The following is a 23,848-nucleotide window of genomic DNA, read 5'->3' on the forward strand; positions in this document are numbered from 1 at the left end:
CTAGTCAGCCACAACTTCCACGTTGACGACATCTTCGATGACCGGGTTGGAGAGCATGGTTTCGGCTGCTTCACGGGCCTGGGCCAGGATTTCCTCGGTCACCTCGCCGTCCACGGTCAGTTCAAAGCGCTTGCCCTGGCGGACGGCGGAGAATGCGGTGAAGCCCAGACGGGGAAGGGCGCCAACAATGGCTTTTCCCTGCGGGTCAAGGATTTCGGGCTTGAGCATGACGTCGACAACGATCCGAGGCATCGAAGGAACTCCTGGTGTTAAAAGAGGGTGGCCACGGAGTGCCGTCTTACGCCGTCTTGAAGGCCGGGTGGGGATCCAAAGGACCGGCATACAGGGGCGCTCCGCGAGCTTGCACTCCTATTCTACGCAGTGATTGCAAACTCAAGAAGTTGGCGTGGGCCCACCCCGCCGGGCTAAAACGAGACGACAGCGCGGGCGTGATCTTAGCCACTGGCGAGACGTTTATGCAAAGTCGTGCTGTGATCGAGCACACGCTACGTTTGTCGGATGTTCCATGTCCGATGAATCACATGTCGGCGGGGCACCCCATGTCATGGCCATATCCATGCGGCCAATGACGGCCGCTTTGAAAGGACCAAATGAAATCCACCGACAATGTGCGCCGGTTTAAGCGCGGGCGCGTAGCCGTCACAGCCGGGGCCCTGGCTGCCGGGCTGCTGACCTCCATGATGGGGCCCGCATTTGCGCAGGAGCCGGCTCCTGCCGCCGCAGCGGCGTCCGCTTCGGAAGCGCCGTTCTTCACCGACCAGCCCGTGGCCGAGCGCGGCGACAACGCGATCAGCTCCACGCTGGCCCCGACGTACCGCATCCCCGCCCTCGTTGACCTGGGCGGCGGCGTCGTCCTGGCCTCCTATGACGGGCGCCCTGGCGGAGGGGACTCACCGTCGCCGAACTCCATTGTCCAGCGCCGCAGCGTTGACGGCGGCAAGACCTGGGGTGCCCCCACATTCATTTCCCGCGGACAGCTTGAGGCCCCCGGACGGGCGAAGTTCGGCTTCAGCGACCCCAGCTACATTTACGACGCCGAGACCGACACGGTCTTCAACTTCCACGTCTACTCCAAGGACCAGGGCTTCTTCGGCAGCATCCTGGGCACCGACGACGCCAACCGCAATGTGACAAGCACCGAAGTTTCGGTTTCCACCGACCGCGGCCTGACCTGGTCCACTGATCCGCAGAACCGCCCCACACTGCCGTCCTTCACCGACTACCCTGCGGGCTCCAAGTACACGGGGTTTGACGGACCACTCATCACCGACGTGGCCAAGCCCGCGGGTGCAACCATCAACGGCGTGGCCAACGTGGGCGGCGTCGTCGGCATGTTTGCTTCCTCTGGTGAAGGCATCCAGCTCAAGTACGGCCAGCACAAGGGCCGCCTGGTTCAGCAGTACGCGGGCAAGGTTCGTGACGCCGGCGGCAACGACGTCATCCAGGCCTACAGCGTCTACTCCGACGACCACGGCAAGACGTGGACCAAGGGTGGCAACGTTGGCGTCGGCATGGATGAGAACAAGAGCGTTGAACTCTCCAACGGCGACCTGATGCTGAACTCCCGCGACAACAACAACGGCAATGGCCGCAAGGTCACCGTCTCCAAGGACGGCGGCGAGACCTGGGGACCCGTCCGCTACGACGCCACGTTGTTGGATCCAACCAACAACGCCTCCATTGCCCGCATGTACCCGAACGCGTCCCAAGGTTCGGCCGAGTCAAAGATCCTACTGTTCTCCAACGCGAACGCCTCCAGTCGCTCCAATGGCACTATCCGCTACTCCTGCGATGACGGCACCACCTGGAGTGCCGGCAAGCAGTTCAAGGACGGCTATATGGCCTACTCCACCGTGTCCGCCCTGAGCGACGGCACCTTCGGGCTCCTGTACGAAGGCGACGGCGACAACATCCACTTCGCCAAGTTCAACGCAGCTTGGTTGGGCGTCTTCTGCGGCGCGAGTGTCACGGCCGAACCCCTGGTCGGCGCCAACGGCGCAACAGTTGATGCCGCGATCTCCGTGACAAACACCGGTGACTCCGCCCTGGCCGGAGCCGTGGCTTCCTTCGCCGCGAAGCCGGGCTGGACTTTTGGTAGCACCGCAGTGCCCACCATTGCTCCCGGCGAAACCAAGACCGTTTCCGTGCCCGTGACCATTCCCGGCTTCCTGCGAGCAGGCAAGGTTGACCTGTTCGCGACCGTCAGTGTCAACGGCACCGCCGCGCAGGCCATTGTTCCCACCACCATCACCGGTGGCGCCACCGAGAACATCGTGGGCCTACAGATCAGCGGATCCGCCACCGACACCAAGCGCGATCTCGCCACTCACCCGTACACCGTGGGTGAAGCCGTGCCGTACCAGTTCCGCGTGGACAGCCTCAGCAACGTCACGGCGGCAGCAGTTCCCGCCACGGGCAACTTCAAGCCGTTCATCCCGGCCGACGGCGGCGGCAACTGCCGCTACCAGGCGTTGTCGGTGGGCGGAGGCTACAACTGCGCAACACCCAAGCACACCGTCACCACAGACGAACTGGCACAGGGCTTCTTCGTTCCGCTGACCACCTGGATTGTCTCCGCAACTGGTGCCACCACGCAGAACTACACCGTCACCGGCAAGGAAGTTGACCTGGTGGCCCGCAACGCGTCGCTGGTGGGAACGGGCACCGCGGCATGGAATGACGTGGACGGAAACGGCCTGGCCAACGCCGGCGACATCGTCACCACCACCGCAACCCTGAAGAACTCCGGCAACGTAGTCCTCACCGATGTGACTGCGACCGGCGTGGGTTCCCCCGCAGCGACCCTGACTCCGGGTGCTTCCGTGGTCTTCACCTCCACGAGGGCCGTGACAGCGGACGAGCTTGCCGCGGGCCAGGTTGCGGCCTCCAGTATCGCCGCCAGCGCGAACAACGGCGCCCAGACGGCCGCCGTCGAGCTTGCCGTGGCTGCCCTGCCGTTGCCGGTGATCGCATCCAAGCCCTCCGGCGCCCCCGCCGTGGACCGAGCCAATCTGAAGGGTCAGCCGCCGGTTGACCTGGGCCTGAATGCGGGCAAGTACAGCGTCGGAGACACCGTCACGGTGCACGGAGCCCCGGCCAATCAGTGGGGTTACATCTATCTGAATCAGCACGGGCAGCGCTTTGGCTGGTTCCTGGCCGATGCTCAGGGGACCATGACCTTCACGGTTCCTAAGGGCACCAAGAACGGCAAGGACACGCTGGTGCTGCTTGATGCGGCCGGCGCCCAGGTCTCCTTTGGAACCTTCCACGTCACCCCGTAGCGAGTGATGTTCCGTTAAGAAGTAGGTAGACAATGGGGGCTGTCCCGCCGTAGGGCGGAGCAGCCCCCATTGTCGTTCGGGGCGGCTGTTGCCGTTGCGCCGGCAGATGCAACGCCGCGCCGGCGGACATTCTTACGCTGATTCGTCGACGACCAGAGCGTCCACGGCCGCCCGCAGGCGTTCCCGCAACACTGCCGATTCGGCAGCAAAGCCCCGTTGGAAGCCCACATAGTCTGCCTTGCCTGCGGCCGTCTCAATCTGGATCGGCGGGTAACCCCATTCGGCAAGGTCGTACGGGGAAGCCTGCATGTCCATGGCGCGGATCCGCCACGATAGCTCAAAGCAATCCATGACCAGTTCGCTGGGCAGTGCGGGGGAAAGTTTGTACGCCCATTTATAGAGGTCCATGTTGGCGTGCAGGCACCCGGGTTGTTCCATGTCGCGTTGGTTCTCGCGCGTGGGCGTGAGCTCGTTGAGCCCCGACGCCTGTGGCGTATAGAAACGGTAGGCGTCAAAGTGCGTGCAGCGGATCTTGTTCTCCTCCACCACTGCATCGGTACCCCGGGATCCAAGTCGCAAGTGCAGGTATTCGTGCCGGACCTCATTGGCGTCCTGTTGATAAACCATTGCCCATTCGTGCAGCCCAAAACAACCAAATTGGGCCGGACGGGCAGCCGTTCGGCCAAGAATGATGCGCGCAAAGTCCACGGCATCCTTGCGCTGTTCAAGGAATTTGGCCATGTCTAATACGACGGCGGGCCCGTCCTTGGGACTCCCACTCACCGCCCGTTCGGCTTCCGTGGCCGGTCGGTAGAATTTCCAGTCGAGGCGCTCCATGGCGGCATCGCCAGCCAATACGACGGCGGCGCCGGGGTGCCAGCGCCGCAACTGGCCCGGTTTTTGCGTGTAGTAGGTGAACAGGAAGTCTTCCACCGGATGCTTTTGCCCGGCCGATCTGCGAGCCAAATAGGGGAGGGCGTACCGGTCAACTCGCTCCTGGTGTGCAGTAGTGCGCGCCTGCCATGTGGCGTCGTCCTGGTGCTGCAGAGGTGTGGTGCCGATGGTCATAAGATCAATTATCCGGCATCGGTTCCTGCCGACGATTCCTCTTGAGCGTCAGCGTGGGTGGCGGCATCAATGAGCGTCATCATGGTCTTGTGTAGGGCGAGGGCGGAATCCCGGTCCAGGCCGAGCCTGGCCATCATGGTTCCGGGGATGCTGAGCGCCTTGGTGCGAAGCTGGGCGCCGGCCGGTGTCAGGTCGATGGCCAGGGCCCGTTCGTCGGCGGTACTGCGCTGGCGCGTGACATAGCCAAGGGTTTCCAGGCGCTTCAAGAGTGGGGACAGGGTTGCCGATTCCAGCAACAAGGCGGCGCTGATGTCCTTGACCTTGCGCGGGGCCTGTTCCCACAAGGCCAGCATGACCAGGTATTGCGGGTGTGTCAGTTGCAGTTCCGCCAAGACGGGCTTGTAAGCGGCGATGACACTGCGCGAGGCAACGCTGAGGCCAAAGCACAGCTGGCGTTCAAGCAAGAGATCGTTGTCGATGGCAGTCACAGAAATACTCCTACGCGGTGTTGATAAGCGCCAACAATTAGTTAGTGCACTAACTTAGAGGGTACTATGAATTCATTGCTACCGAGAATAGGTAAGGGAAAAACTGATGTCTGACGAGCGTTTTGTTCACCGGCTTATGCGTTTCACTGGTCGCCTGCGCGCCATTTTTGGCCCGGCCGCCAGTGGTCCGCTGGATCATGAAATGACGCCGGAAAACAAGGCGCTTCTGACGGCCCAGCAGGCTGCGACCGAGCAGTGGGAAACGGTTACGCGGGCCGACGGAACCACCTACCTTGTCCCTAGGGATCCGAACGACCAGTCCCTGCGCTAGCTCGGGACTCCCTGCGGGCTTTTGGCTCTTCATCAGAGTAAGATTGTGAGATGTGCATCACATATTACCCGGCGTGGAAAGGGGGTGTTGATGATGACAAAGGATGAGAAATTTGTCGGCAAATTCATGCACGCCACTGATCATCTCCGCAAGGTTTTCGGTCCGGCCGATCAAGGCGACATGGATTCCCCTGTAGTACATCGCCACGATGCGTTTGAAGATGAAAGCGACGACGAGCTCTTGCACATCGAGCAGCATACTGATTCAAGCGGGCATCACTACGCGGTCAGGAAGACTGACCGGCCAGCTGACTAGGAATATATGCAAAAAAGGTGCCTGCCGAATTATCTTCGGCAGGCACCTTTTCATTCTCACACCCGAATCGTTGGGGGAGGGGCGTCAGCGCCCGGTGCCACCGTAAACGGTTGCTTCGTCGTCGCTGTCGAGCCCGAACGCCTGGTGGACGGCGCGGACGGCCACATCCAGCAGGTCGGCGCGGGTAACCACGGAGATGCGAATCTCGGAGGTGGAGATCAGATCGATGTTCACCCCGGCGTCGGACAGTGCCTGGAAGAAGCGGTAGGAGACGCCCGGATTCGAGCGCATCCCGGCGCCGATGAGGGAGAGTTTGCCGATCTTGTCGTCGTAGATCAGGTCCTCGAAGCCAACGTCGCCTTGCTTGGCGCGCAGGGCATTCAGGGCATCTTCACCTTCCACCATGGGCAGGGTGAAGGAGATGTCGGTCTTGCCCGAGCCCTTGGTGGAAATGTTTTGCACAATCATGTCGATATTTGAATGGGCTCCGGCGATGATGCCGAAGATCATGGCGGCCTTGCCGGGGATATCCGGTACGCCAACGACTGTTACTTTTGCTTCTGACCGGTCGTGGGCCACGCCGGAGATGATTGGCTGCTCCAAGGCAACTCCCTCTGAGATCTTGATTTTGTCGTCCGGGCTGGGCAGGACCCAGGTTCCTTCGTTGTCACTAAATGAGGACCGTACGTGGATGGGCAGGCCAAAACGGCGAGCGTACTCCACGCAGCGCAGGTGGAGGATTTTGGCGCCGGAGGCGGCCATCTCCAACATTTCCTCGCTGGAGATCTTGCTGATCTTTTGCGCGTTGGGGACGACCCGGGGATCTGCCGTGTAGACACCGTCTACGTCGGTGTAGATCTCGCACACGTCGGCGTTCAAGGCCGCAGCCAAGGCAACGGCGGTGGTGTCGGAGCCGCCCCGTCCCATGGTGGTGATCTCATGGGTGGTGCGGCTCATGCCCTGGAAACCGGCCACAATGGCCACCTTGCCCTTGTCCAGGGCGGTGCGCACGCGATGCGGGTCCACATCGATGATGCGGGCTTTTCCGTGGATGCCGTCGGTGATCATGCCGGCCTGGCTGCCCGTGAAAGACTGCGCCACACCGCCCAGGCCGCTGATGGCCATGGCCAGCAACGCCATGGAAATTCGTTCACCGGCGGTCATGAGCATGTCCAGCTCGCGGGCCGGCGGGTGTTCGGAAACCTGTGCGGCCAGATCCAGCAGTTCGTCGGTGGTGTCGCCCATGGCGGAAACCACCACCACCACCTCGTGGCCGTCATTTTGGGTCTGGACCACGCGGCGGGCAACACGGAGGATGCCCGCGGCATCTGACACGGAGGATCCGCCATATTTCTGAACGATCAAGCTCATGGGTGCACACTCATCGGCTAACCTAACGCAACATCTGGAGATGACTTTTGAGAATTTTCGCTGCCGTTCGCGCGGACCGCCATGGCGGCCGGCCTGTGCGGCATCGTCAGCGCGGAAGGCAGTTGAGGCAAGTTTAGCCCGGGGCCTTGCCCAATATGGAATTCTGCCGTCCACATGACGGACACCCCCCGTCGTCGTCGGCGGTCTTCTGGAGGAAAGATCCGACGCCGGGATGAGGACCGGGACGTTGCCCTCACCCTAGGATGGGGCTGAGGGCCGGCGGCCGGCCACCAGGGGGAGGGTGTTCTAAGTTGATGGAATCGGAAATATTCAACGGTTTGGCGGCAGTGGGTGTTTCGCGCAGCTTTGGTGACGTTCACGCCGTGATCTCCATGGATCTGCAGGCTCCGGCGGGCGAGGTCACTGCCCTCATTGGGCCCAACGGTGCAGGAAAAACAACACTTTTGCTCATGCTTGCGTCTTTGCTTGCCCCCGACGCCGGATCGGTGAGCATCATGGGGATCGATCCCTCGAAGGACCCCGTTGCGGCGCGCGCCAAGATTGGCTGGATGCCTGACACCTTGGGTGTGTGGGAGGCGTTGAGTGCCCGGGAAATCCTTACGTTCATGGGCAAGTTCTATCAGCTGCCCAAGGCCACCATCCCCGCCCGGGTCAACGAGCTGCTGGCGTTGGTGAACCTTAGTGAGCTGGCGGACCAGAAGGCCCGGGTCTTATCCCGCGGACAACAGCAGCGGCTGAGTTTGGCCCGCGCCTTGATCCACGACCCCCGAGTGCTGCTCCTGGATGAGCCGGCGTCAGGCCTGGATCCGGGATCCAGGGTGGCCCTGCGCCAGATCCTGCGGGGCCTGGCAGCGCAAGGAAAGGCCGTCGTCGTCTCCTCACATGTTTTGGCCGAGCTGGATGAAATCGCGGACAGGGCGGTGTTTGTCAATGCTGGCAGGACGGTTTTGGCCCAAACGGTGGAGCAGGCTGCCACGCAGGGGCGCCGCTACAGTGTTTCGGCGATGGATGTGCACTCTCTGGGCGACGCATTGACCGCGCTGGGGGTGCCGTTCAGTGCCGGAACGGGACGGCGGGATTCGGTGTCCGTGGAGGTGGCCGGTGAGGCCCAGGCCAGCGCGTTGTTGCGTGATTTGGTAGGGGCAGGCGTGGCGGTATCCGCTTTCGCTCCGGCCTCGGGCGCCCTTGAGGAAACGTACATGAGCATGGATGTGGAGCAGCGATGACCATCATTTCGGAGGGATCCACCGCCTCACCTGTTACACCGCAGCCTGTCCCCCCTGGCCGATTCGGCAGCTACTGGGCGGGCGTTGCCGCCGTGGTGGGGATGGAAATGCGCCAGCGGATGCGATCGCGCGGCTGGTACATCATGCTTGCCATCTGGTTTGTGGTCATCGGGCTGGTGACGTGGCTGACGTGGTGGAGCTGGAGCGGACAGAATAGCGGCTTTGGCCGGGTGTCCGCGCAGAGTGGGCCGGGTTCGCTCATCTTTGAAATTGTGATGGCGTTTGTGCTGCTCTTCGGCCTTTTGGTGGCGCCGGCGTTCTCAGCCAATGCCGTGAACGGTGACAGGGCGGCCGGCACTTTGGCCATCATGCAAGTGACACTTCTGCGGCCCGGGCAAATTTTGTGGGGAAAGTTCCTGGCATCGTGGATTGCCGGGCTGGCGTTCCTGGTGGTGAGCACCCCGTTCCTGCTTTTCGGTATTCTGCAGGGCGGGCTGGGTGCCGGGCACATCCTCATCGCCCTGCTCATGCTGGCCGCGGAGTTGGGCGTGGTTTGCGCGCTGGGTGTGGGGATTTCCGCTCTCGCGAACAGGCCGTTGTTCTCCATTGTGGTCACCTATTTGGTGGTTGCGGCGTTGAGTGTTGGCACGGTAATCGGCTTTGGGCTCGGCGCTATGGTCAGCCATGGCACCGTCATGGCCAACCAAACCTTCTACAAGGGCACGTATTCGGCGATCCCGCCAGAATATGTGGGTCCGGGCGGGCAGCCGGAAATGCCCACGCCGCCCCCGGGCATCACCGATCAAAACCTGGAATATGCCTGCTACGGGCCGCTGACCGAGTACCAGACAATACGCACCGATCGGGTCGCCTGGATCCTGGCGATGAACCCGTTTGTGGTGGTTGCCGACTCCATTCCGTATACGCCGCCCACCGGCAGGGATTACTCGCCCACGGGGGCTTTTGAAACAATCAGCCAGGGTGCGCGGATTGCCCAGGCGGGGCCCGCAGCCACGTATCCGTGCGCCAATGGCAAGGTCACGCCCGCCTATCTGTCCCAGAAAATGCCCCTGTGGCCGTTGGGGATGGGACTGCAGCTCGTGTTAGCCGGGGGAGTGCTGGCTCTCGGCTGGCGGGCGCTGCGCACACCTGCCGGGAAGCTGCCCAAAGGAACCCGGATCGCGTAGCGTCCTTCGGCCCCGAAGCCGCTGGCAGAACGCGAAAACGGGGCCAACCCGCGGCGACGGTGCGAAGATGCGCCGTTCTCGCGGGTTGGCCCCGTTTTCAGTGAAACTATCCGGCTACTGCAGCACGGGCACGGAGGTTCGCGGAGCGCGCATCAGTACTTCGTCGGCCGGAACCTGGCGGATGGCGCCCTTGTCGGCGCTGGTGGCCATGGAGGCATAGGCGCGCAAGGCTGCCGATACTTCGCGCACGCGGCCCACCGGACGGTAACCCGTGGTGGTCTCTAGCAACTCACGCCGTTCATCGAGCTCGGCTTGGTCAACCAACAGTTCCATGGACCTGTTGGGGATATCGATCCGGATGCGGTCCCCATCCTGCACCAGGGCAATAGTTCCGCCAGCAGCAGCCTCGGGGGAGACGTGGCCAATCGAGAGGCCGGAGGTTCCGCCGGAGAAGCGGCCGTCGGTGATGAGTGCACAGACTTTGCCCAGGCCCAGGCCCTTTAGGAAGGACGTGGGGTAGAGCATTTCCTGCATGCCGGGGCCACCACGGGGGCCCTCGTAGCGGATGACCACCACGTCGCCGGCCTTCACAATTTTGCTGAGGATCTTTTCAACGGCCTCATCCTGTGACTCGCAGACCACGGCCGGGCCCTCAAATGTCCAGATGGATTCATCCACGCCAGCGGTCTTGACCACGGCGCCGTCGAGCGCAATGTTGCCGCGTAGGACGCCCAAGCCGCCGTCCTTGGAGAAGGCGTGTTCAACATCGCGCAGGCAGCCCTCGGCGGCGTCGGTGTCCAAGGACGTCCACTCGGCCGACTGTGAGAATGCGGTGGAGGAGCGCTGGCCGCCAGGGGCCGCGGTCCACAGAGCCTGTGCTGCCTCGGTGGCCTTGCCGCCACGGATATCCCAGTCATCCAGCCAGTCGGTGAGGTTGCTGGAGTGGACCGAGTTGACGTTCGTGTGGAGCAAACCGCCACGGTTAAGCTCCCCCAACAGGGCGGGAATGCCTCCGGCGCGGTGGACGTCCTCCATGTAGAAGGTCTTCTTGCCGGCAACATTCGGGGCGACCTTGGCCAGGCACGGCACCTGGCGCGACTTGGCGTCAATGTCGTCCAGATCGTACTTCAGGCCGGCCTCCTGCGCTGCGGCGAGCAGGTGCAAAATGGTGTTGGTGGAACCGCCCATGGCGATGTCCAGGGCCATGGCGTTATCGAACGCCTCGAAGCTGGCGATCGAGCGCGGCAGCACGGAGGCGTCGTCGTCCTCGTAGTAACGCTTGGCCAGTGCCACAGCGGTGGCCCCGGCGCGCTCGTAGAGTTCCTTGCGGGCGGTGTGCGTGGCCAGCAACGAGCCGTTGCCCGGCAGGGACAGGCCAATGGCTTCGGTGAGGCAGTTCATGGAGTTGGCGGTGAACATGCCCGAACACGATCCGCAGGTGGGGCAGGCGTTGTCCTCGATGAGCTCGATGTCGGCGTCAGAGACCGTAGCATCTACGGCGTCGGAGATCGCGTTGACCAGATCCAGTGAGCGGATGGAACCGTCGGTCATGGTGACCCGGCCGGCTTCCATGGGCCCGCCGGAGACGAAGACGGTGGGGATGTTCAGGCGCAGGGCGGCCATGAGCATGCCGGGGGTGATCTTGTCGCAGTTGGAGATGCAGACCAGCACGTCGGCGCAGTGGGCGTTGACCATGTACTCAACGGAGTCGGCGATGAGGTCACGCGAGGGCAGCGAATAGAGCATGCCGCCGTGGCCCATGGCGATGCCGTCGTCCACGGCGATCGTGTTGAATTCGCGGGCAATGGCGCCGGCCTTGTGGATGGCGTCGGAGACAATGCGGCCCACCGGCGCCAGGTGGGTGTGGCCGGGGACGAACTCGGTGAAGGAGTTGGCGACGGCGACGATCGGCTTACCGATGTCGGACTTGGCGACGCCGGAGGCCATCATGAGTGCGCGGGCGCCGGCCATGTTGCGGCCGTGGGTGACTGTTCGTGAACGTAATGGAGGCATAACGCTAGTTAACCAGCAATTCACTCGCGCCGTGAAGACGGCCTCAATACTAGTAGTGGCAGTGCTAGATTTGGTGAAATGAATGAAGAACGACGCCGTGAGCTGGGCCAGTTTCTCCGTGACCGCCGCACGGGGCTGGTCCGGGCGGAGCACGGGCTGCCTCCGATTGGCCGTAGCCGCATGTTGGGGCTTCGGCGAGAGGAGATTGCGGCCTTCGCGGCCGTCAGCGTCACTTGGTACACATGGCTGGAACAGGGTCGGGACATTAACGCCTCACGCCAGGTGCTGGAATCCATAGGCCGGGTTCTGCGTCTTAGCCCGGCCGAGCAGTCTTATGTTCTGGCACTGGGAGGCCATGGTGCCATGCCGCCGTCGGGATCTTCCCCTGTTGCGGTGGTGCCCCCGCACCTGCAGGCACTGTTGGATGCCCTGGACTTTCCCGCTTTCGCTGTGGCTCCCGACTGGGGAATTGCCGGCTGGAACCACGCCTACGCGTGCCTGTACTCGCGAATTTCCCAGGTGGAGCCCGAGGACCGCAACTTGTTATGGCTGGTCTTCACGGACCCCCAGCTACGCCAAATGCTCCCGGACTGGGATATCACTTCACGGAATTTTGTGGCCGAATTCCGGGCCGAGGCGGGTCCCCGGCTCGGGTCGCCGGCTCACACGGCGCTGGTGCACAAACTCCAAGACGCTAGCGCCGAATTTGCCAGCATCTGGGCCGAACACGTGGTGCTGAATTTTGCCTCACGCCAACGCGTGTTCAACCACCCAACGGTAGGGGAGCTGACGTTTGAGCAGCACAGGGTGGTGCCCTCGGATGTCCCGGACCTGCACTTTGTCATGTACGTTCCGACGTCCGGGACCCCAACGCGCGAACGACTGGCAACCCTAACGCCCGTTTCCACCCCGTGAGCGGGGAGTAGTTGTTGATGTTTCGCGTGGACATCAACAACTACTGCCCGTTCGGCGATTAGGTCAGGGCGTTGCGGCGGCCCTCGAAGGCCCTGCCGAGGGTGACTTCGTCGGCGTACTCCAGATCGCCGCCCACCGGCAGCCCGGATGCCAGACGTGTCACGGTGATGCCGATCGTCTTGAGCATCCGCGAGAGGTAGGTGGCCGTGGCCTCGCCCTCCAGGTTGGGGTCGGTGGCGATGATGATTTCCTGGATTTGGCTGTCATTCAGGCGCGTCAACAGTTCCCGGATGCGCAACTGGTCCGGGCCAATCCCGGCGATCGGATTGATAGCCCCGCCCAGCACGTGATAGCGGCCGCGGAAGGCGCGTGTGCGCTCCACCGCCAGCACGTCCTTGGACTCCTCCACAACACAAATGACTGTGGGGTCACGGCGGTCATCGCGGCAAATATTGCACAGCTCGGCCTCGGTGACGTTGCCGCAGACGGTGCAGAACTTCACACGTTCCTTCACGGTGATGATGGCGCGCACCAGCCGTTGCATGTCCTCCGTGTCGGCTTCCAGAATATGGAAAGCGAGCCGCTGGGCGGACTTCGGGCCGATCCCCGGCAGGCGTCCCAGCTCATCAATGAGCTCCTGAACTGCTCCCTCGTACACAATCGCTCATTTCTGTTGGTTCAAAGAAGGTTGGAAAATTCCGGGCAGCGGGTGCTAGCTGTTGCCGTTGAGCGGGCGTTCCTCAATCAGGGCGCCGCCCAGAATGCGCTCCACGGCCGCCTGACCCACCACACCGGATTCCTCGATGGTGACGTCGTCAGGGCTCGGGACGTCCTCAATGTAGGGGGTGTCAGCGGCCTTGGCAGGTGCCTGAACCCGCCCGGCCTGAGCTTCGGGGCTGTTGGAGAGGCGCTGGTACATGCTCATTTTCGCGCCGCTGGCACCGGAGTCGCCTTGTTGCGCCGGCTGGATGCCCGACGTCGATTCCTCCTGCGCGACCGGCTGCACGTTGCGCTCCGGGACGCCCGTTTGGACCGCTTCCGGAGTGGGTGCCTGCGGCTGGCTGGCCACGACCGAGGAGCCGGCCGCACTGGCGTCGCTCGCGGTCTCGGGGGCTGGCGTGGCGGGCTGGGCCCAATCGGGTGCGTTGGAGACGGCGCCCCAGCCCGGATCTGCCACGCGGTTCCTGGATACGGCACCCAGGGAAACGCCCCAGTCTTGCGGGGCATCACTTTCCACGGTTTCCGGTTCGTTCGCGGACTGTTGGGCTTGTTGTGCCAGCAACTGGCTGCGCCGCGGCTGGGCCGTGGCATCTGCAGCGGCTGCAACGGGTACGGCCGGTTCTGCCGGCATATCCCAGCCGGTGGTCCAGGCGGAGATGGGGGAGACCTTGGGCCGGTAGGGTGCAGCTTCCTGGACCGGTTCGGGCGCCTGGCTGGCGGCCTGCACTGGTTCGGGTGCAGTGGCGTACTGGGCGGGCTCGGGCGCCCAGTCGTCGTGCGGGGGCTCCTCATCCCAAGACGGCTCGTCCGGGATGGGGCCGGTCCATTCCGACGCCGGGGTCACCCGCGGTGCCGGGGAGGGCGCGGCAACAACAGGCGCGGCCTCATTAGGTGCGGCAGAGACAGGGGGAACCTGCGTGGCTATTGCAGCCGGAACCGGAACTGCATCCGGGGCAGGAGCCACAGGAGCTGTCGATGGTGTTGCTGGCGGTTCGGCTGCTTGTGCCAGGGCGGCCGGTGCGTCTTGTGCCCGAGTAGGGATCGGGGCGGTGGCCGGCACGGGTGTTGGATTGCCGCGCTCAGGGTTGAGCGAGCGTGGGTCAGTCAGTCCTTTTGGGTTTGGCTCAGCGCTCGTTCCCGTTGACGGTGCGTCACCGGTAATGGGGTCGAGCTCGCAGCTGATGCCCAATGTTGTGTGGATGGCCTGACGAAGGTTGTCCGCGTGCCCGCCATTTTCAAACGTTTGGATAAGTGCGGTGGTGGGCAGGGCAACCCGCAGGATTTGACCATCGAAGGCGCGGGGAACCACGTTTTGGTTCACCATGGCCCAAGACGCCTTGCGAATGTTGCCCAAATTGCCGAGAATTTCGGGCCAGGCGCGACGGATAACTTCGATTCCGGAGGACCCGGCGCTTGCCTGTGGGGGAGTCGTCTGGGCAACTGGTGTTGCCGCAGGTTCCGCCGCTCGGGGCTGTGCAGATGGTGCAGGCTGCGTGGGCTGTTCCGGGACTGGCGCCTGTACGGGGGCAGGCGGCTGCGTTGTTTCGGCCTTGGCGGGGGGAACGGCCGGGAGGTCATCCCAAGTGGGGGCAGCAGTGGGGAGGTCATCCCAGCTGGGGGCCGAGGTCGTTGCCGGTGCTGACGTTTCCTGGGGTGCGTTGGCGGTCGCTGAACTGGTGGGGATACCCCAGTCCTGTTCGACAGCCTGCTGTGCGGCAGATGCCGCCGGCTGAGGGGCCGGTTCCATGGCAGGTGCAGTGTCTGCCACGGCGGCTACCGCAGGAACTTGGGCCGCGTCGGTCTTATGGCGGCTGGCTACTTGGGCGCCCGCGGCTTCCTTGGCCTTGGCCAGTTGGGCACGGACCGCCGCGAGCCCGCCGCCTTGGTTGGCGGGGACAGTGGCGGCGGGGAATTGCGGGGTGGCCGTGGCACTCTGGGCGGGCGCCACTTCCGGGGAAGCAGAGGTGGTTGCCGGTGTTGTGGTAGCTGGGGCGGCACCGTAGTTAAGCCGCCGTTCCATCGCATCCAGCCTGGCAGCCATGCCGCGGGCGGAGGCGTCGGCGCCGGGCAGCAGCAGGCGGGCGCCCAAAAGCTCCAGGTGCAGCCGGGGGGATGTGGCTCCGGTCATCTCATTGAAAGCGGAATTGGTGACATCGGCAGCCCGTGAGAGTTCGGCCGCGCCGAGTTGGGCGGCTTGCGTCTGCATGCGGGCGATCAGCTCGTCGGGGGTCCCTCGCAAAATGGCGTGGGCGCTTTCCGGCATAGCTTGAACAATGATCAGGTCGCGGAAACGCTCCAGAAGGTCCTCGACAAACCGTCGGGGGTCGTGCCCGGTCTGGATGACCCGGTCAACTGACTTAAACACGGTGGCGGAGTCGGCCGCGGCCAGTGCCTCCACGACGTCGTCAAGAAGTGAGGCGTGGGTGTATCCAAGGAGGTCAACGGCAAGTTCATAGTCCAAGCCAGCGGCCCCGGCGCCAGCCATGAGCTGGTCCAACACCGACAACGAGTCACGAACCGAGCCCCCGCCAGCGCGGATCACCAGGGAAAGAACTCCGGGAGCAACCGGCACGTTCTCTTGTTCGCACAGTCGCGCTAAATAAGCCATGAGCGGCTCGGGCGGCACCAACCGGAAGGGGTAGTGGTGGGTGCGCGAGCGAATGGTGCCGATGACCTTGTCCGGCTCCGTGGTGGCGAAGATGAACTTGATATGCTCCGGCGGCTCTTCCACAATTTTCAGCAGCGCATTGAAGCCGGCGGAGGTGACCATGTGGGCCTCATCGATGATGAAGATCTTGTAGCGGTCGCGAATGGGGGCAAAGGTGGCGCGTTCACGCAGATCTCGGGCATCGTCGACGCCGCCGTGGCTGGCAGCGTCAATCTCAATGACATCCAGGGAACCGGGGCCGCCACGGGCCAGCTCTATGCAGCTGTCGCAGCTGCCGCAGGGGTGCGAGGTGGGGCCTTGAGCGCAGTTGAGGCAGCGGGCCAGAATGCGTGCCGAGGTGGTCTTGCCGCAGCCTCGCGGGCCGGAGAACAAGTAGGCGTGGTTGACGCGATTCTTATCCAACGCCGTCATGAGGGGAGCGGTGACATGCTCCTGGCCGATCACGTCCGCAAACGAATCGGGACGGTACCGGCGATAAAGGGCTGTTGGTGCGCTCACAGGTAAAACCCTATCTAATCCGCCTGACAAAATGCCGGTCAATGCCGCAGATTGGGCAAATCTGGGGAAAAGTAAAGACCCCCCATGCACCCGCCAGAGCCCGCTTACCCTTGCTACCTTCCGGTCCTGGGGGAGTTCACAGGGTGACGCCACATGAGGGGCCGTCAAACAGCTTACCTGAAGGAGCGGGGAGGGTCGAATTGACCAGGCTCTGGGTTGCCGTATCAATTTTTGCGTTGCGGTGATACGTTCGCCACAGAGGGGCACTCCTGTCACCACGCAAGGGATCCCGGACGACTTCGCCCCCAAGTTTGCCCGAGGCATGAGGAGTTGACGACTGTTATGTACTACGGAGTCTTTCAATGGGCGTTTATGGCGCTTGCCTTTATCTTTGGAATTTCGGCACTGGTACGGATTGAAGCGTTCTCGACACACAGCACCCAACGCACAAAGCACCATCCGGGGCAGCAGGTGGTGCTATGGCTTGGAGCGGCAATTTTTGCGCTGGCAGCTTTTGTTGTCGCAGTCATGGCTTTGCGTGCGGGCATGCGGTAACCCTTATCCACTGTCCTTTCGGATAAATATGTGAATTTCCGGTGTTTATTCCACGATTTTTCACGTGCGGCAAATCACATGGACGTGACATTGTTGTAAAATTGAAAGCGTATATACGTTGAGGAGGGAGCACCACAACGCATATATGAACCGGCGCTTTGGTGCTGATTCTTTTCTAGATGGTCTGCCTTCCGATAGACCGATATAGAAAATGAGGGTAGTCGGGCTTGAACGGGGCCTTGGCTACCCTCATTTTTCTGCCCTGACAGGCCCCCTCGAATGCCCGATTCGTGACTTCGGCACTTTGTCAGGTACTCTTGAACCTGCCGTGTTGACCACGGCAAGCTGGAGGATTCGCCTAGCGGCCTATGGCGCACGCCTGGAACGCGTGTTGGGTTAACGCCCTCGGGGGTTCAAATCCCCCATCCTCCGCCAAATCGGCCCCTAGATCTCAACGATCTAGGGGCCTTTTTCTTTGTGTGTTGACGGGACGGCTGTTTTTGTTGACAAGAATCGCTTAAAATTGGGTCATGGCAAGCATTAGGGAACGCAAAAAAGTAGACGGCACCATTCGATATGCCGTCCTTTGGCGTGACTCCGATTCAGGCAGGCAGACGTCGCAGAACCTGCCAACGCTATACAAAGCGAAGCAGTTGGTTCGCCACCTTGAAGCCAACGGAAATTCTCTACGCGCCGTCGAGCGCCTGCTAGAGAAGATCGAAATTGGCGGACCAAGCGTCACTGAGAACTTAGACAAGCACATTGCGCTGCTGACTAGGGCGGGACCGGATCAGCTAAAGCGATACAAGGCTGCGATTAAAAACCACTTTGGCGGGGAGTTTGGCAAGCTGCCGGTGGCCGCCGTCGAGCATGAAGACGTGGTCATGTGGGTAAAGATGATGCAGGAGAAGAAAGCGGGCGGTAAGCCCATGTCGCCCAAGACCATCGCTAACCACCATGGCCTTCTGTCCGCGTCGATGGAAACGGCGGTACGCCTTAGGCTGCGGCAGGACAATCCATGTAAGGGTGTGCAGCTGCCTCGCGATGAGTCAATCAAGGAGAAGATGCACTTCATGACGGCCGCTGAGTCTGCGACCATCGTGCAGACTCTACCGAAGCGGTACAGGCCGCTCATGGCTTTCCTCCGTGGCACGGGTGCCAGGTTCGGAGAAGCGACAGCGCTGCTTGGCGGAGACTTCCAGCTGGACGTCCCCCAGCCAACCGTCAGAGTTGAGAAGGCGTGGAAGCGTGACGGAGACAACCGGTTCTATGTTGGGCCACCCAAAACTCGCAAGTCGCGCCGCACTATCAGCCTTTCCCCGTCGCTCGTTGATGTCGTTCGCCCTGCCGTGGAAGCTGCCGGCGCCGGGGGGATCGTGTTCACGACGTCTTACGGTGGCCCAATCAGGCATAGCACGTTCCATGAGTTCTGGGCCACCGCGCTGGATGCTCTCGAGTACCCAGAGGGCGCCGGAAACAGGCCTCGAATCCACGATATGCGACACACTCACGCCTCGCTAATGTTAGGCGCCGGGATGAGTCCTTTTGAATTGTCCAGAAGGTTAGGGCATGAATCCATCCAAACGACAGTTGACCGATATTCGCACCTCGTGCCCGACGCTCAGTTCCGTGCGGCAGAGCTAGCCGAGAAGGCGCTCGAAGCGTAACCGCATGCGAGTAGTTTCGGCAATGTCGGACCGCGCCTATAGACTGCTCTTTCACACTCAAGCACCACTTTATGGGGAACAAATGAAGAAGATTATTGCCGCCGTGGCTGTTGCTGCGGCTCTCGCACTCACTGGTTGTTCGGCATCTACGGACTCTGCCAATTCTAGCAAGGTAGTGACCGCTGAATCTAAAGCTGCTGCACCAGACGCTGCACCAGCCGCCCCGAAGGCGGAAGAAGTCCCGAGTGATTACAAGTCAGCACTGAAGAGCGCGCAAAACTACGACAAGATCCTGCCCATGAGCAAGGCCGGACTCTTCGCCCAACTCACCAGCCCTGCAGGCGACAAGTTCACCGCTGAGGCTGCACAGTACGCCGTTGACAACATCAAGGCGGACTGGAATGCGAATGCTCTGAAATCCGCGAAGAACTACCGGGACACGATGGCAATGTCTCCCGAGGGCATCCGCACTCAACTCACAAGCGAGCATGGTGACAAGTACACTGCCGAGGAAGCGGCCTATGCGGTCGACAACCTAGGCTAACCGCACTCCCCTAAGCCCCGTCCACCACAAGTGGGCGGGGCTTAGTGCTGCCCACGTTGTCGGCCCCTCGGCGTACCCTTGATTGGTGAAGATCATCGGCGCCATTGAGACTATCCAGGCTGACCCGTTAGTGACGGGCCCCATCGAAGAAACTGCGGTCGAGTGCGAGGACTATCACGAGGGATTCGCGGCCATGCGCCGGACACTGCCAGAGGGGCAGCGGATCTTGAGTATCCGAGTTGAGCGTTAAACACCAGTAGCGCCCCACCTGTGAAGGTGGGGCGCTTTTTGGTGGGTGCTACTTGCCGTCGTCGCCGTAGATAGGTGAGTGACTTCGGAGAGTTGCTTCTCGGTAGTCGTCGGTGAGTTCAGGATCCGCGGGCGGTGCAGGCTTGGGCTTGTCTTCGGGTGAGAGCCATGGCGCGTATTTCCTCAGCCAGTCGTTGACGCCGGGGACTGCCATGACGCGGGTGACCAGTGCAATTGCCACTGCTGTGACCGTGATGGCCCCGTTGAGCCAGATGAACACCCATCCGGGGATCACGTCGCCGTAGGGTCGCAGTGTCTCGATGACGACAGCGAGGACAGGGTTCAACAGCAGCAGCATGCCGACTAGTGCGGCTAGCCCAGTACGAACACTGGCGCTGCGGGGGTTGCGTTCCTGTGTGGACGCTGCTGCGTGGCGTGACATCACTTGGTGCCTCCTAGGATCTTGACTAGCTCGTCGCGGACGTTGGCAGCGATACCGGCTGCGTTGATGTCCGATGCGAGCTGGGCCGGTGTCGCTGACTGCAACAGCACCTTTGACTCCTGCGTGTTCCAGAACGTCTTGCGGACGTTGCCAACGAGCTCGTCAAGCTTCTCGTTCATGCCTGTAGCAAGATTGCTCGTATCGGCGGTTGTGCCGACGACTTTGCGGAGGTTATCGCGGACCTCGATCTGGTCGGCGTCGGAGAGTGTCATGAGGAAACCTTCTTCCATGATTGGTGTGATCCCGGACCCTTGCCCGGTGATGGTTGTGCGGGGCCTCAGGAATCCGAGGATGCCGGCGCGGGCTAGGTCTTGGTAAATCGTTGGCCCTGACGACTCGGGTGAGTATCCGGGAAGCCATGGTTGTGCCGGGCTGCTGTTCTGGGACAGGCTGCGGAGGATCGGGCCGCGGTCTTCCATGAGCACGGCCGTGTGGCTGATGGGGTAGTCAGCGGAACCGTAGGCCCAGATGATGATGTCACCTGGCAGGCCGCGTTCCGTGCCAGGGATTGGGGTCACGTGCCGCAGCAGGTCGGCCGTGTTCGCGGTGTTCTGCGTGGCAACCTCCCACGACCCGGCAGCCAGCCCGGGAAAGCGGCTCGGTTGCGTCCACAACGTGCCACCATTGCAGGCTGTGAGCCACGCCTGCGCCAAGTCCCAGCACTGGTTGCCCGCCCACTGGTCGACGTCGATGTACCGGCCAACAACGGTCTTGGCCCAGTCAGTCAGGTTCACCATGATGCCTCCTTAAATGAGTGAGCCACCCGTTGGGGTGGCTTGGTGGTGGATACGGGGGCGGCGTCTGGGTTTCCCGGGCGGGTTTGGCATCCCGTCGCGATGCCAGTCCTCCCACTCCGTGGAGTATTCCCGTTCGCTGCCAAGGTTGCCGTAGAGCTCATTGAACTTCTCATCCATGCGTGCTTCGCGATGGGCTGAGTCCCGTTGCCCCGCCTGCAATGTTCCGATGATGGTTTGCATGGTGTCGTATTGCTGCTGGTCACGGGCAAGCCCTGCCGCCCTCTTGCGCCCGTCAAAGTCCGCTTGCTGCGCGGCGATGGCCAGGGCGTGATCTTGCTCCTGCTTGATACGCTCGTTCTTCGCCCGGATCTTTGCGACCATCCACGTCCCGGCACCTGTGAGTATGACCAGCACAATGGGCAGGATTAGCTGCACCGCAAGAGGCAAAACCCATGCGAGGTCTTTAGTTTCCTCAGGCATTAGTACCCCCAGCACTGGTACTGGATGTACAGCAGGGTTCCGGAAGGGACACCGTTGACCACGAACTTGATACCGGTCCGGCTCGTTCCGTCAGCCACCACGTTGAAGCTGACCGGGCCAGCCGTGGTGTGCATCCGCATCAGCGCCGTGGAGACCAGCTTGGTCGGGAACGCCTCAGGAAAGACGATGTACCCGACGCTGTAGGCGTCAAGAGTGACCGCTACCTCGAGGGATTTGAAGATGGGCGGCGCGGCTCCCTGCCCGATCTGGATCATGGGTTGAATAGTCCATGCAGTTCCGTCCCAGATCGCTACAGGGTTGCCCGGTAGGTACATCAGGATCGCAGGCAGGCCCGGGCGCTTGGTCAGGGCATCCCGTTCTGCTTGCGTGTAGACGGGTATGGGGACGTTGGTGGTGTCAGCCATGCCTTTGAGTTGTTTGGTGGGCTGGAACGCGTCGGAGGGTACGGGGACGACGATCCCGTTTTCAGTTTTGAGTGTCAATTCAGCGTCTCCAATCAAGGAAGATTTGGCCAGTGGATGGGTCTTCGGTACGTGATGAGAAGCCTGCATAGTCGGGGCCGATGATGCTGACCCCACCACCGGAGAGCAGGAACGGTGCGAAGTGGGTTGGTAGGTCTACGGCGTCCCCGGCCCACCCCGCTGGGATGGTGAGCGAGAACGGGGACCCGACAAGAGATACGGCCCCACCTGGGCGGCGATCATGGATATGACATTGAAAGATGATCGTGACCGGGGCGTTGAAGTTGCCCACCCCAGCTAGACGCCGGGGCAACAGGATTCGGACGCGATCAATCGTTCGCCCCGCAAGTTCCTTAGGAGACCCGCCGTAGAACCATGAACCATAGGCCCGCGTCGCAGAACCCGGGATGAGGCCCTGAAATACGCGGCCAACCCGGGCAGGAATCACCGACTCCCACCCACCAACAGCAGAGTAAGTCGACGCGTCCACACACCGGTAGTCACCTCGTCCCGACTCCGACGGTCCCGGCGGTGGTTGGATCGGCGGTGGCCCCGTTTCCGGTGCCGCGGTTGGAACGACTTTCCCGGTCACGGTCGGCATTGCTGCGTTCCAGGCGAGCAGTACCTCATTACCTACGGCGGGGGTGTACGAGCCGACAAAGTCCGCCACATAGTCCACGCCGTCGGTGCCCGTCACTGTGATGGTGACTGACCCTGCCGGTACGGTCTTGACCTTCGCCCTGCCAGGTCGCGGGGATGCTGTCAGACGCCCGGTCACCACAGCCTCCGACTGGCCAGTCTCGCCGGAGACGATGTCCACCACGACGGCGTCACCAAGTGACACCACGACTGGGTCTACGTACCGTGCCGGCAGGATGTTTCCATTGACATTCACTGCGAGTTTGCCCGCCGCGTTCATCACCATGATGCCCCGATACCGGCTCAACCCGCCCAACGGAATTTGTTCTTGAAGCTTGATGAGGTTAGCCACGCACAACACCCCTAAACGCTCGTTGCGCTTCCGTGTACGAGCACGTCACTGTCAAGGTCATGGCCGCCACGGATGAGCCCGACGATTTCAGGTCCATTTTCGTCACCCGCCCTATCAAATACATTTCTTGCTGGCCTACCAGATAGGTGGCAACCTGCACCCAATCACCCACCTGGATAGACGGGTCTGGCAGGCAAATGATGTCCAGATCCTGGGTGAGTCCGGCCAATTGAGTGTCACGCATTTCCCGTGCGTACTCATCGCACTGCTGTTGCGTGTTGAGCATCGTGGACTCATAGAACTTCGGGTACCGGCCATGGGCTCCGCCAAATTTCAAAGCCCCGGAATCAATGGTGGCGATGCCACGGATCGGGACATCCTGCCCGCCAATGGTCGCCGTCCCGTCAGCGATAAACATGTTGTACAGGCCGTCAAGCTTCTGGCCGCGCTGCACATCGACGAGCATCCCGTCATCCCCGCCACGGAGTACACGCACCTCGCCGTGCTTCACCAACGGGTACACCTCAAGCTGGGCGTCCCCGTTCATCCGGTAATTGCACCCGATCCGCTTGCACAAGTCCTGGACGGCGTTGAGCCGGTCACCCTCGAAAATGAGGGACTTATTCACAGCCCTGTCCACGACCCCAGCCACAGCCACCACGGGGGCAATACCATCCATCAGCCGTCGAATCTCCGACAAGATCGTGGGCGCCCCACCCTGAGGAGATTCCGGGGCTAGTAGCTTGTAGATGCTGGCGTCAACAGCCAGATCTTCCGCCGACAGATTCAGGGAAGCGCCAGAGGACACCATGACCTGCCGCTTACCCTTCGGAATTGGCGAGCCAGGATTCACGTGGCCGCGATGGTCAATGACATAGGAACGCCACTTCTCTGTCGGAGCATTACCCGTCACCCGGTACTCACCGATCGACACTGACCCGGCCCCGCCGACCTGATACATGCACTGCAAACGGGTACCTGCGACACCGAGGGGGTCCTCCAAGAGCCACGGCATCCTAGACGCATCCACATCAGCCATCGACAGATTCAGTGACTGGATCTGTCGGCCCTCATCCCACGACAAAGACCAGGAAGTGATCGGCAAAGGATCAGGCCACACCAACCGGCCCCCGTACCAGGCAAAGACAATCAGCCGGTCAGTAGTTCGTGAGCCTGTTAGCGCGGCCCGGGTATTAGGATCAATCCACCGCACAAGGCCCCCTTAGATCAACGCATTAGCCGAGCATCGGAAGAATGGATTAGTGCCAGCCACTTCGGCCGCGATTCGCCAGTACGGGGCCTTCACCGTGAATCGCTGCACGATTGCCCCGGGCCGGGCCAGTACGCCGATGACGTTGTCCGGCTGGGCTACAGCCCACGTCGCACCATCGAATGACCACTGCACACCAAAGACCACAGACGCTTCCTCGCCAGACACCTCGGCAACCGACACGCCAACGCTGATCCATTCCCCGGCCAGCGTTTGCTGAACTTCGCCAGTCATTGACTCGGTAATTT

General features: G+C 62.1%; 24 protein-coding genes, 1 tRNA gene and 1 other RNA gene. 11 read left to right on the plus strand and 15 right to left on the minus strand.

The genetic code is table 11. The features are described from left to right. Complete coding sequence (gene purS, locus CXQ94_RS04530; RefSeq protein ID WP_038465086.1) at positions 1-252, minus strand: phosphoribosylformylglycinamidine synthase subunit PurS; 252 nt, start codon at positions 250-252, stop codon at positions 1-3. A gap of 359 nt (positions 253-611) precedes the next feature. Between purS and CXQ94_RS04535 the strand changes: the two genes are divergently transcribed. Beyond that, positions 612-3,302: an exo-alpha-sialidase gene (locus CXQ94_RS04535; protein WP_104087017.1), complete on the plus strand. Its 2,691-nt coding sequence runs from the start codon at positions 612-614 to the stop codon at positions 3,300-3,302. A gap of 132 nt (positions 3,303-3,434) precedes the next feature. Here CXQ94_RS04535 and CXQ94_RS04540 read toward each other — a convergent pair whose 3' ends face one another. Together CXQ94_RS04540 and CXQ94_RS04545 are read right to left on the minus strand one after the other, a co-directional pair. Continuing rightward, on the minus strand, positions 3,435-4,370 hold the full coding sequence (locus CXQ94_RS04540; RefSeq protein ID WP_104087018.1) for a 3-methyladenine DNA glycosylase: 936 nt from the start codon (positions 4,368-4,370) through the stop codon (positions 3,435-3,437). Between the two features lie 8 nt (positions 4,371-4,378). Beyond that, on the minus strand, positions 4,379-4,858 hold the full coding sequence (locus CXQ94_RS04545) for a MarR family winged helix-turn-helix transcriptional regulator (RefSeq protein WP_258066703.1): 480 nt from the start codon (positions 4,856-4,858) through the stop codon (positions 4,379-4,381). 106 nt (positions 4,859-4,964) lie between these two features. Here CXQ94_RS04545 and CXQ94_RS04550 point away from each other — a divergent pair, with 106 nt between their 5' ends. Both CXQ94_RS04550 and CXQ94_RS04555 read left to right on the plus strand, forming a co-directional pair. Beyond that, positions 4,965-5,189, plus strand: a complete 225-nt coding sequence (locus CXQ94_RS04550) for a hypothetical protein (RefSeq protein WP_104087020.1) — start codon at positions 4,965-4,967, stop codon at positions 5,187-5,189. A 93-nt stretch (positions 5,190-5,282) separates the two neighbouring features. Further along, positions 5,283-5,504 carry a hypothetical protein gene (locus tag CXQ94_RS04555; protein WP_104087336.1) on the plus strand — a complete coding sequence of 74 codons (222 nt, stop codon included), beginning with the start codon at positions 5,283-5,285 and terminating at the stop codon, positions 5,502-5,504. Between the two features lie 84 nt (positions 5,505-5,588). Here the strand turns inward: CXQ94_RS04555 and CXQ94_RS04560 are convergent, their stop codons facing one another. Then, positions 5,589-6,875, minus strand: a complete 1,287-nt coding sequence (locus CXQ94_RS04560; protein ID WP_104087021.1) for an aspartate kinase — start codon at positions 6,873-6,875, stop codon at positions 5,589-5,591. Positions 6,876-7,189: 314 nt separating this feature from the next. Here CXQ94_RS04560 and CXQ94_RS04565 point away from each other — a divergent pair, with 314 nt between their 5' ends. Both CXQ94_RS04565 and CXQ94_RS04570 read left to right on the plus strand, forming a co-directional pair. Next, positions 7,190-8,122, plus strand: a complete 933-nt coding sequence (locus CXQ94_RS04565) for an ABC transporter ATP-binding protein (RefSeq protein WP_104087022.1) — start codon at positions 7,190-7,192, stop codon at positions 8,120-8,122. After that, positions 8,119-9,309 carry an ABC transporter permease gene (locus CXQ94_RS04570; protein WP_146070226.1) on the plus strand — a complete coding sequence of 397 codons (1,191 nt, stop codon included), beginning with the start codon at positions 8,119-8,121 and terminating at the stop codon, positions 9,307-9,309. The genes CXQ94_RS04565 and CXQ94_RS04570 overlap by 4 nt, the downstream gene beginning before the upstream one ends. A 114-nt stretch (positions 9,310-9,423) precedes the next feature. On the opposite strand, the gene ilvD is transcribed toward CXQ94_RS04570, so the two are convergent. Continuing rightward, the gene (ilvD, locus tag CXQ94_RS04575) at positions 9,424-11,322 is read right to left on the minus strand and encodes a dihydroxy-acid dehydratase (RefSeq protein WP_104087023.1); all 1,899 of its coding nucleotides are present in this window, start codon (positions 11,320-11,322) and stop codon (positions 9,424-9,426) included. Positions 11,323-11,400: 78 nt separating this feature from the next. Between ilvD and CXQ94_RS04580 the strand changes: the two genes are divergently transcribed. Beyond that, positions 11,401-12,237, plus strand: coding sequence for a helix-turn-helix transcriptional regulator (locus CXQ94_RS04580; RefSeq protein WP_104087024.1), 837 nt, complete (start codon positions 11,401-11,403; stop codon positions 12,235-12,237). Between the two features lie 58 nt (positions 12,238-12,295). Here the strand turns inward: CXQ94_RS04580 and recR are convergent, their stop codons facing one another. The 3 genes from recR to ffs form a co-directional block, all read right to left on the minus strand. Then, the gene (gene recR / locus CXQ94_RS04585) at positions 12,296-12,895 is read right to left on the minus strand and encodes a recombination mediator RecR (protein ID WP_104087025.1); all 600 of its coding nucleotides are present in this window, start codon (positions 12,893-12,895) and stop codon (positions 12,296-12,298) included. Between the two features lie 54 nt (positions 12,896-12,949). Next, the gene (locus CXQ94_RS04590) at positions 12,950-16,123 is read right to left on the minus strand and encodes a DNA polymerase III subunit gamma and tau (protein WP_104087026.1); all 3,174 of its coding nucleotides are present in this window, start codon (positions 16,121-16,123) and stop codon (positions 12,950-12,952) included. A 70-nt stretch (positions 16,124-16,193) separates the two neighbouring features. Then, an RNA gene (gene ffs, locus CXQ94_RS04595) (signal recognition particle sRNA small type) lies at positions 16,194-16,289 on the minus strand. 176 nt (positions 16,290-16,465) lie between these two features. Between ffs and CXQ94_RS04600 the strand changes: the two genes are divergently transcribed. The 5 genes from CXQ94_RS04600 (at position 16,466) to CXQ94_RS22450 (ending at position 19,139) form a co-directional block, all read left to right on the plus strand. Further along, entirely contained in the window at positions 16,466-16,678 is a 213-nt protein-coding gene (locus CXQ94_RS04600) for a hypothetical protein (RefSeq protein ID WP_104087027.1), read from the plus strand. Between the two features lie 347 nt (positions 16,679-17,025). Continuing rightward, positions 17,026-17,113, plus strand: a tRNA-Ser gene (locus CXQ94_RS04605). Between the two features lie 95 nt (positions 17,114-17,208). Continuing rightward, positions 17,209-18,345, plus strand: a complete 1,137-nt coding sequence (locus CXQ94_RS04610) for a site-specific integrase (RefSeq protein WP_104087028.1) — start codon at positions 17,209-17,211, stop codon at positions 18,343-18,345. Positions 18,346-18,427: 82 nt separating this feature from the next. Continuing rightward, entirely contained in the window at positions 18,428-18,889 is a 462-nt protein-coding gene (locus tag CXQ94_RS04615) for an Ltp family lipoprotein (RefSeq protein ID WP_104087029.1), read from the plus strand. An 85-nt stretch (positions 18,890-18,974) separates the two neighbouring features. Then, positions 18,975-19,139: a hypothetical protein gene (locus CXQ94_RS22450; RefSeq protein ID WP_181034069.1), complete on the plus strand. Its 165-nt coding sequence runs from the start codon at positions 18,975-18,977 to the stop codon at positions 19,137-19,139. Positions 19,140-19,187: 48 nt separating this feature from the next. Here CXQ94_RS22450 and CXQ94_RS04620 read toward each other — a convergent pair whose 3' ends face one another. From CXQ94_RS04620 to CXQ94_RS04650, 7 genes are all read right to left on the minus strand, one after another. After that, a complete protein-coding gene (locus tag CXQ94_RS04620) occupies positions 19,188-19,580 on the minus strand; it encodes a hypothetical protein (protein WP_104087030.1) in 393 nt (130 codons plus the stop codon). Further along, positions 19,580-20,377: a hypothetical protein gene (locus CXQ94_RS04625; protein ID WP_104087031.1), complete on the minus strand. Its 798-nt coding sequence runs from the start codon at positions 20,375-20,377 to the stop codon at positions 19,580-19,582. Before CXQ94_RS04625 ends, CXQ94_RS04620 begins: the two co-directional genes overlap by 1 nt. A 9-nt stretch (positions 20,378-20,386) precedes the next feature. Beyond that, on the minus strand, positions 20,387-20,857 hold the full coding sequence (locus CXQ94_RS04630) for a hypothetical protein (RefSeq protein WP_104087032.1): 471 nt from the start codon (positions 20,855-20,857) through the stop codon (positions 20,387-20,389). Continuing rightward, positions 20,857-21,360: a hypothetical protein gene (locus CXQ94_RS04635; RefSeq protein WP_104087033.1), complete on the minus strand. Its 504-nt coding sequence runs from the start codon at positions 21,358-21,360 to the stop codon at positions 20,857-20,859. Before CXQ94_RS04635 ends, CXQ94_RS04630 begins: the two co-directional genes overlap by 1 nt. Before the next feature lies 1 nt (position 21,361). Next, positions 21,362-22,330, minus strand: coding sequence for a hypothetical protein (locus tag CXQ94_RS04640; protein WP_104087034.1), 969 nt, complete (start codon positions 22,328-22,330; stop codon positions 21,362-21,364). After that, a complete protein-coding gene (locus CXQ94_RS04645) occupies positions 22,323-23,369 on the minus strand; it encodes a hypothetical protein (protein WP_104087035.1) in 1,047 nt (348 codons plus the stop codon). The genes CXQ94_RS04640 and CXQ94_RS04645 overlap by 8 nt, the downstream gene beginning before the upstream one ends. Positions 23,370-23,552: 183 nt before the next feature. After that, positions 23,553-23,834, minus strand: a complete 282-nt coding sequence (locus CXQ94_RS04650; protein ID WP_104087036.1) for a hypothetical protein — start codon at positions 23,832-23,834, stop codon at positions 23,553-23,555. Positions 23,835-23,848 lie beyond the last annotated feature (14 nt).

Source organism: Arthrobacter sp. GMC3 (assembly GCF_002929305.1).
Taxonomy (GTDB): domain Bacteria; phylum Actinomycetota; class Actinomycetes; order Actinomycetales; family Micrococcaceae; genus Specibacter.

Excerpts from the sequence above, each read along its gene's own strand:
- CXQ94_RS04535 (WP_104087017.1), top strand. The coding sequence starts at position 612 with ATGAAATCCACCGACAATGTGCGCCGGTTTAAGCGCGGGCGCGTAGCC.
- CXQ94_RS04600 (WP_104087027.1), top strand. The coding sequence starts at position 16,466 with ATGTACTACGGAGTCTTTCAATGGGCGTTTATGGCGCTTGCCTTTATC.
- CXQ94_RS04625 (WP_104087031.1), bottom strand. The coding sequence starts at position 20,377 with ATGGTGAACCTGACTGACTGGGCCAAGACCGTTGTTGGCCGGTACATC.
- CXQ94_RS04550 (WP_104087020.1), top strand. The coding sequence starts at position 4,965 with ATGTCTGACGAGCGTTTTGTTCACCGGCTTATGCGTTTCACTGGTCGC.
- CXQ94_RS04560 (WP_104087021.1), bottom strand. The coding sequence starts at position 6,875 with ATGAGCTTGATCGTTCAGAAATATGGCGGATCCTCCGTGTCAGATGCC.
- CXQ94_RS04555 (WP_104087336.1), top strand. The coding sequence starts at position 5,283 with ATGACAAAGGATGAGAAATTTGTCGGCAAATTCATGCACGCCACTGAT.
- CXQ94_RS04650 (WP_104087036.1), bottom strand. The coding sequence starts at position 23,834 with ATGACTGGCGAAGTTCAGCAAACGCTGGCCGGGGAATGGATCAGCGTT.
- CXQ94_RS04540 (WP_104087018.1), bottom strand. The coding sequence starts at position 4,370 with ATGACCATCGGCACCACACCTCTGCAGCACCAGGACGACGCCACATGG.
- CXQ94_RS04615 (WP_104087029.1), top strand. The coding sequence starts at position 18,428 with ATGAAGAAGATTATTGCCGCCGTGGCTGTTGCTGCGGCTCTCGCACTC.
- CXQ94_RS04580 (WP_104087024.1), top strand. The coding sequence starts at position 11,401 with ATGAATGAAGAACGACGCCGTGAGCTGGGCCAGTTTCTCCGTGACCGC.
- purS (WP_038465086.1), bottom strand. The coding sequence starts at position 252 with ATGCCTCGGATCGTTGTCGACGTCATGCTCAAGCCCGAAATCCTTGAC.
- CXQ94_RS04570 (WP_146070226.1), top strand. The coding sequence starts at position 8,119 with ATGACCATCATTTCGGAGGGATCCACCGCCTCACCTGTTACACCGCAG.
- CXQ94_RS04610 (WP_104087028.1), top strand. The coding sequence starts at position 17,209 with ATGGCAAGCATTAGGGAACGCAAAAAAGTAGACGGCACCATTCGATAT.
- CXQ94_RS04620 (WP_104087030.1), bottom strand. The coding sequence starts at position 19,580 with ATGTCACGCCACGCAGCAGCGTCCACACAGGAACGCAACCCCCGCAGC.
- ilvD (WP_104087023.1), bottom strand. The coding sequence starts at position 11,322 with ATGCCTCCATTACGTTCACGAACAGTCACCCACGGCCGCAACATGGCC.
- CXQ94_RS04645 (WP_104087035.1), bottom strand. The coding sequence starts at position 23,369 with ATGGCTGATGTGGATGCGTCTAGGATGCCGTGGCTCTTGGAGGACCCC.
- CXQ94_RS04630 (WP_104087032.1), bottom strand. The coding sequence starts at position 20,857 with ATGCCTGAGGAAACTAAAGACCTCGCATGGGTTTTGCCTCTTGCGGTG.
- CXQ94_RS04565 (WP_104087022.1), top strand. The coding sequence starts at position 7,190 with ATGGAATCGGAAATATTCAACGGTTTGGCGGCAGTGGGTGTTTCGCGC.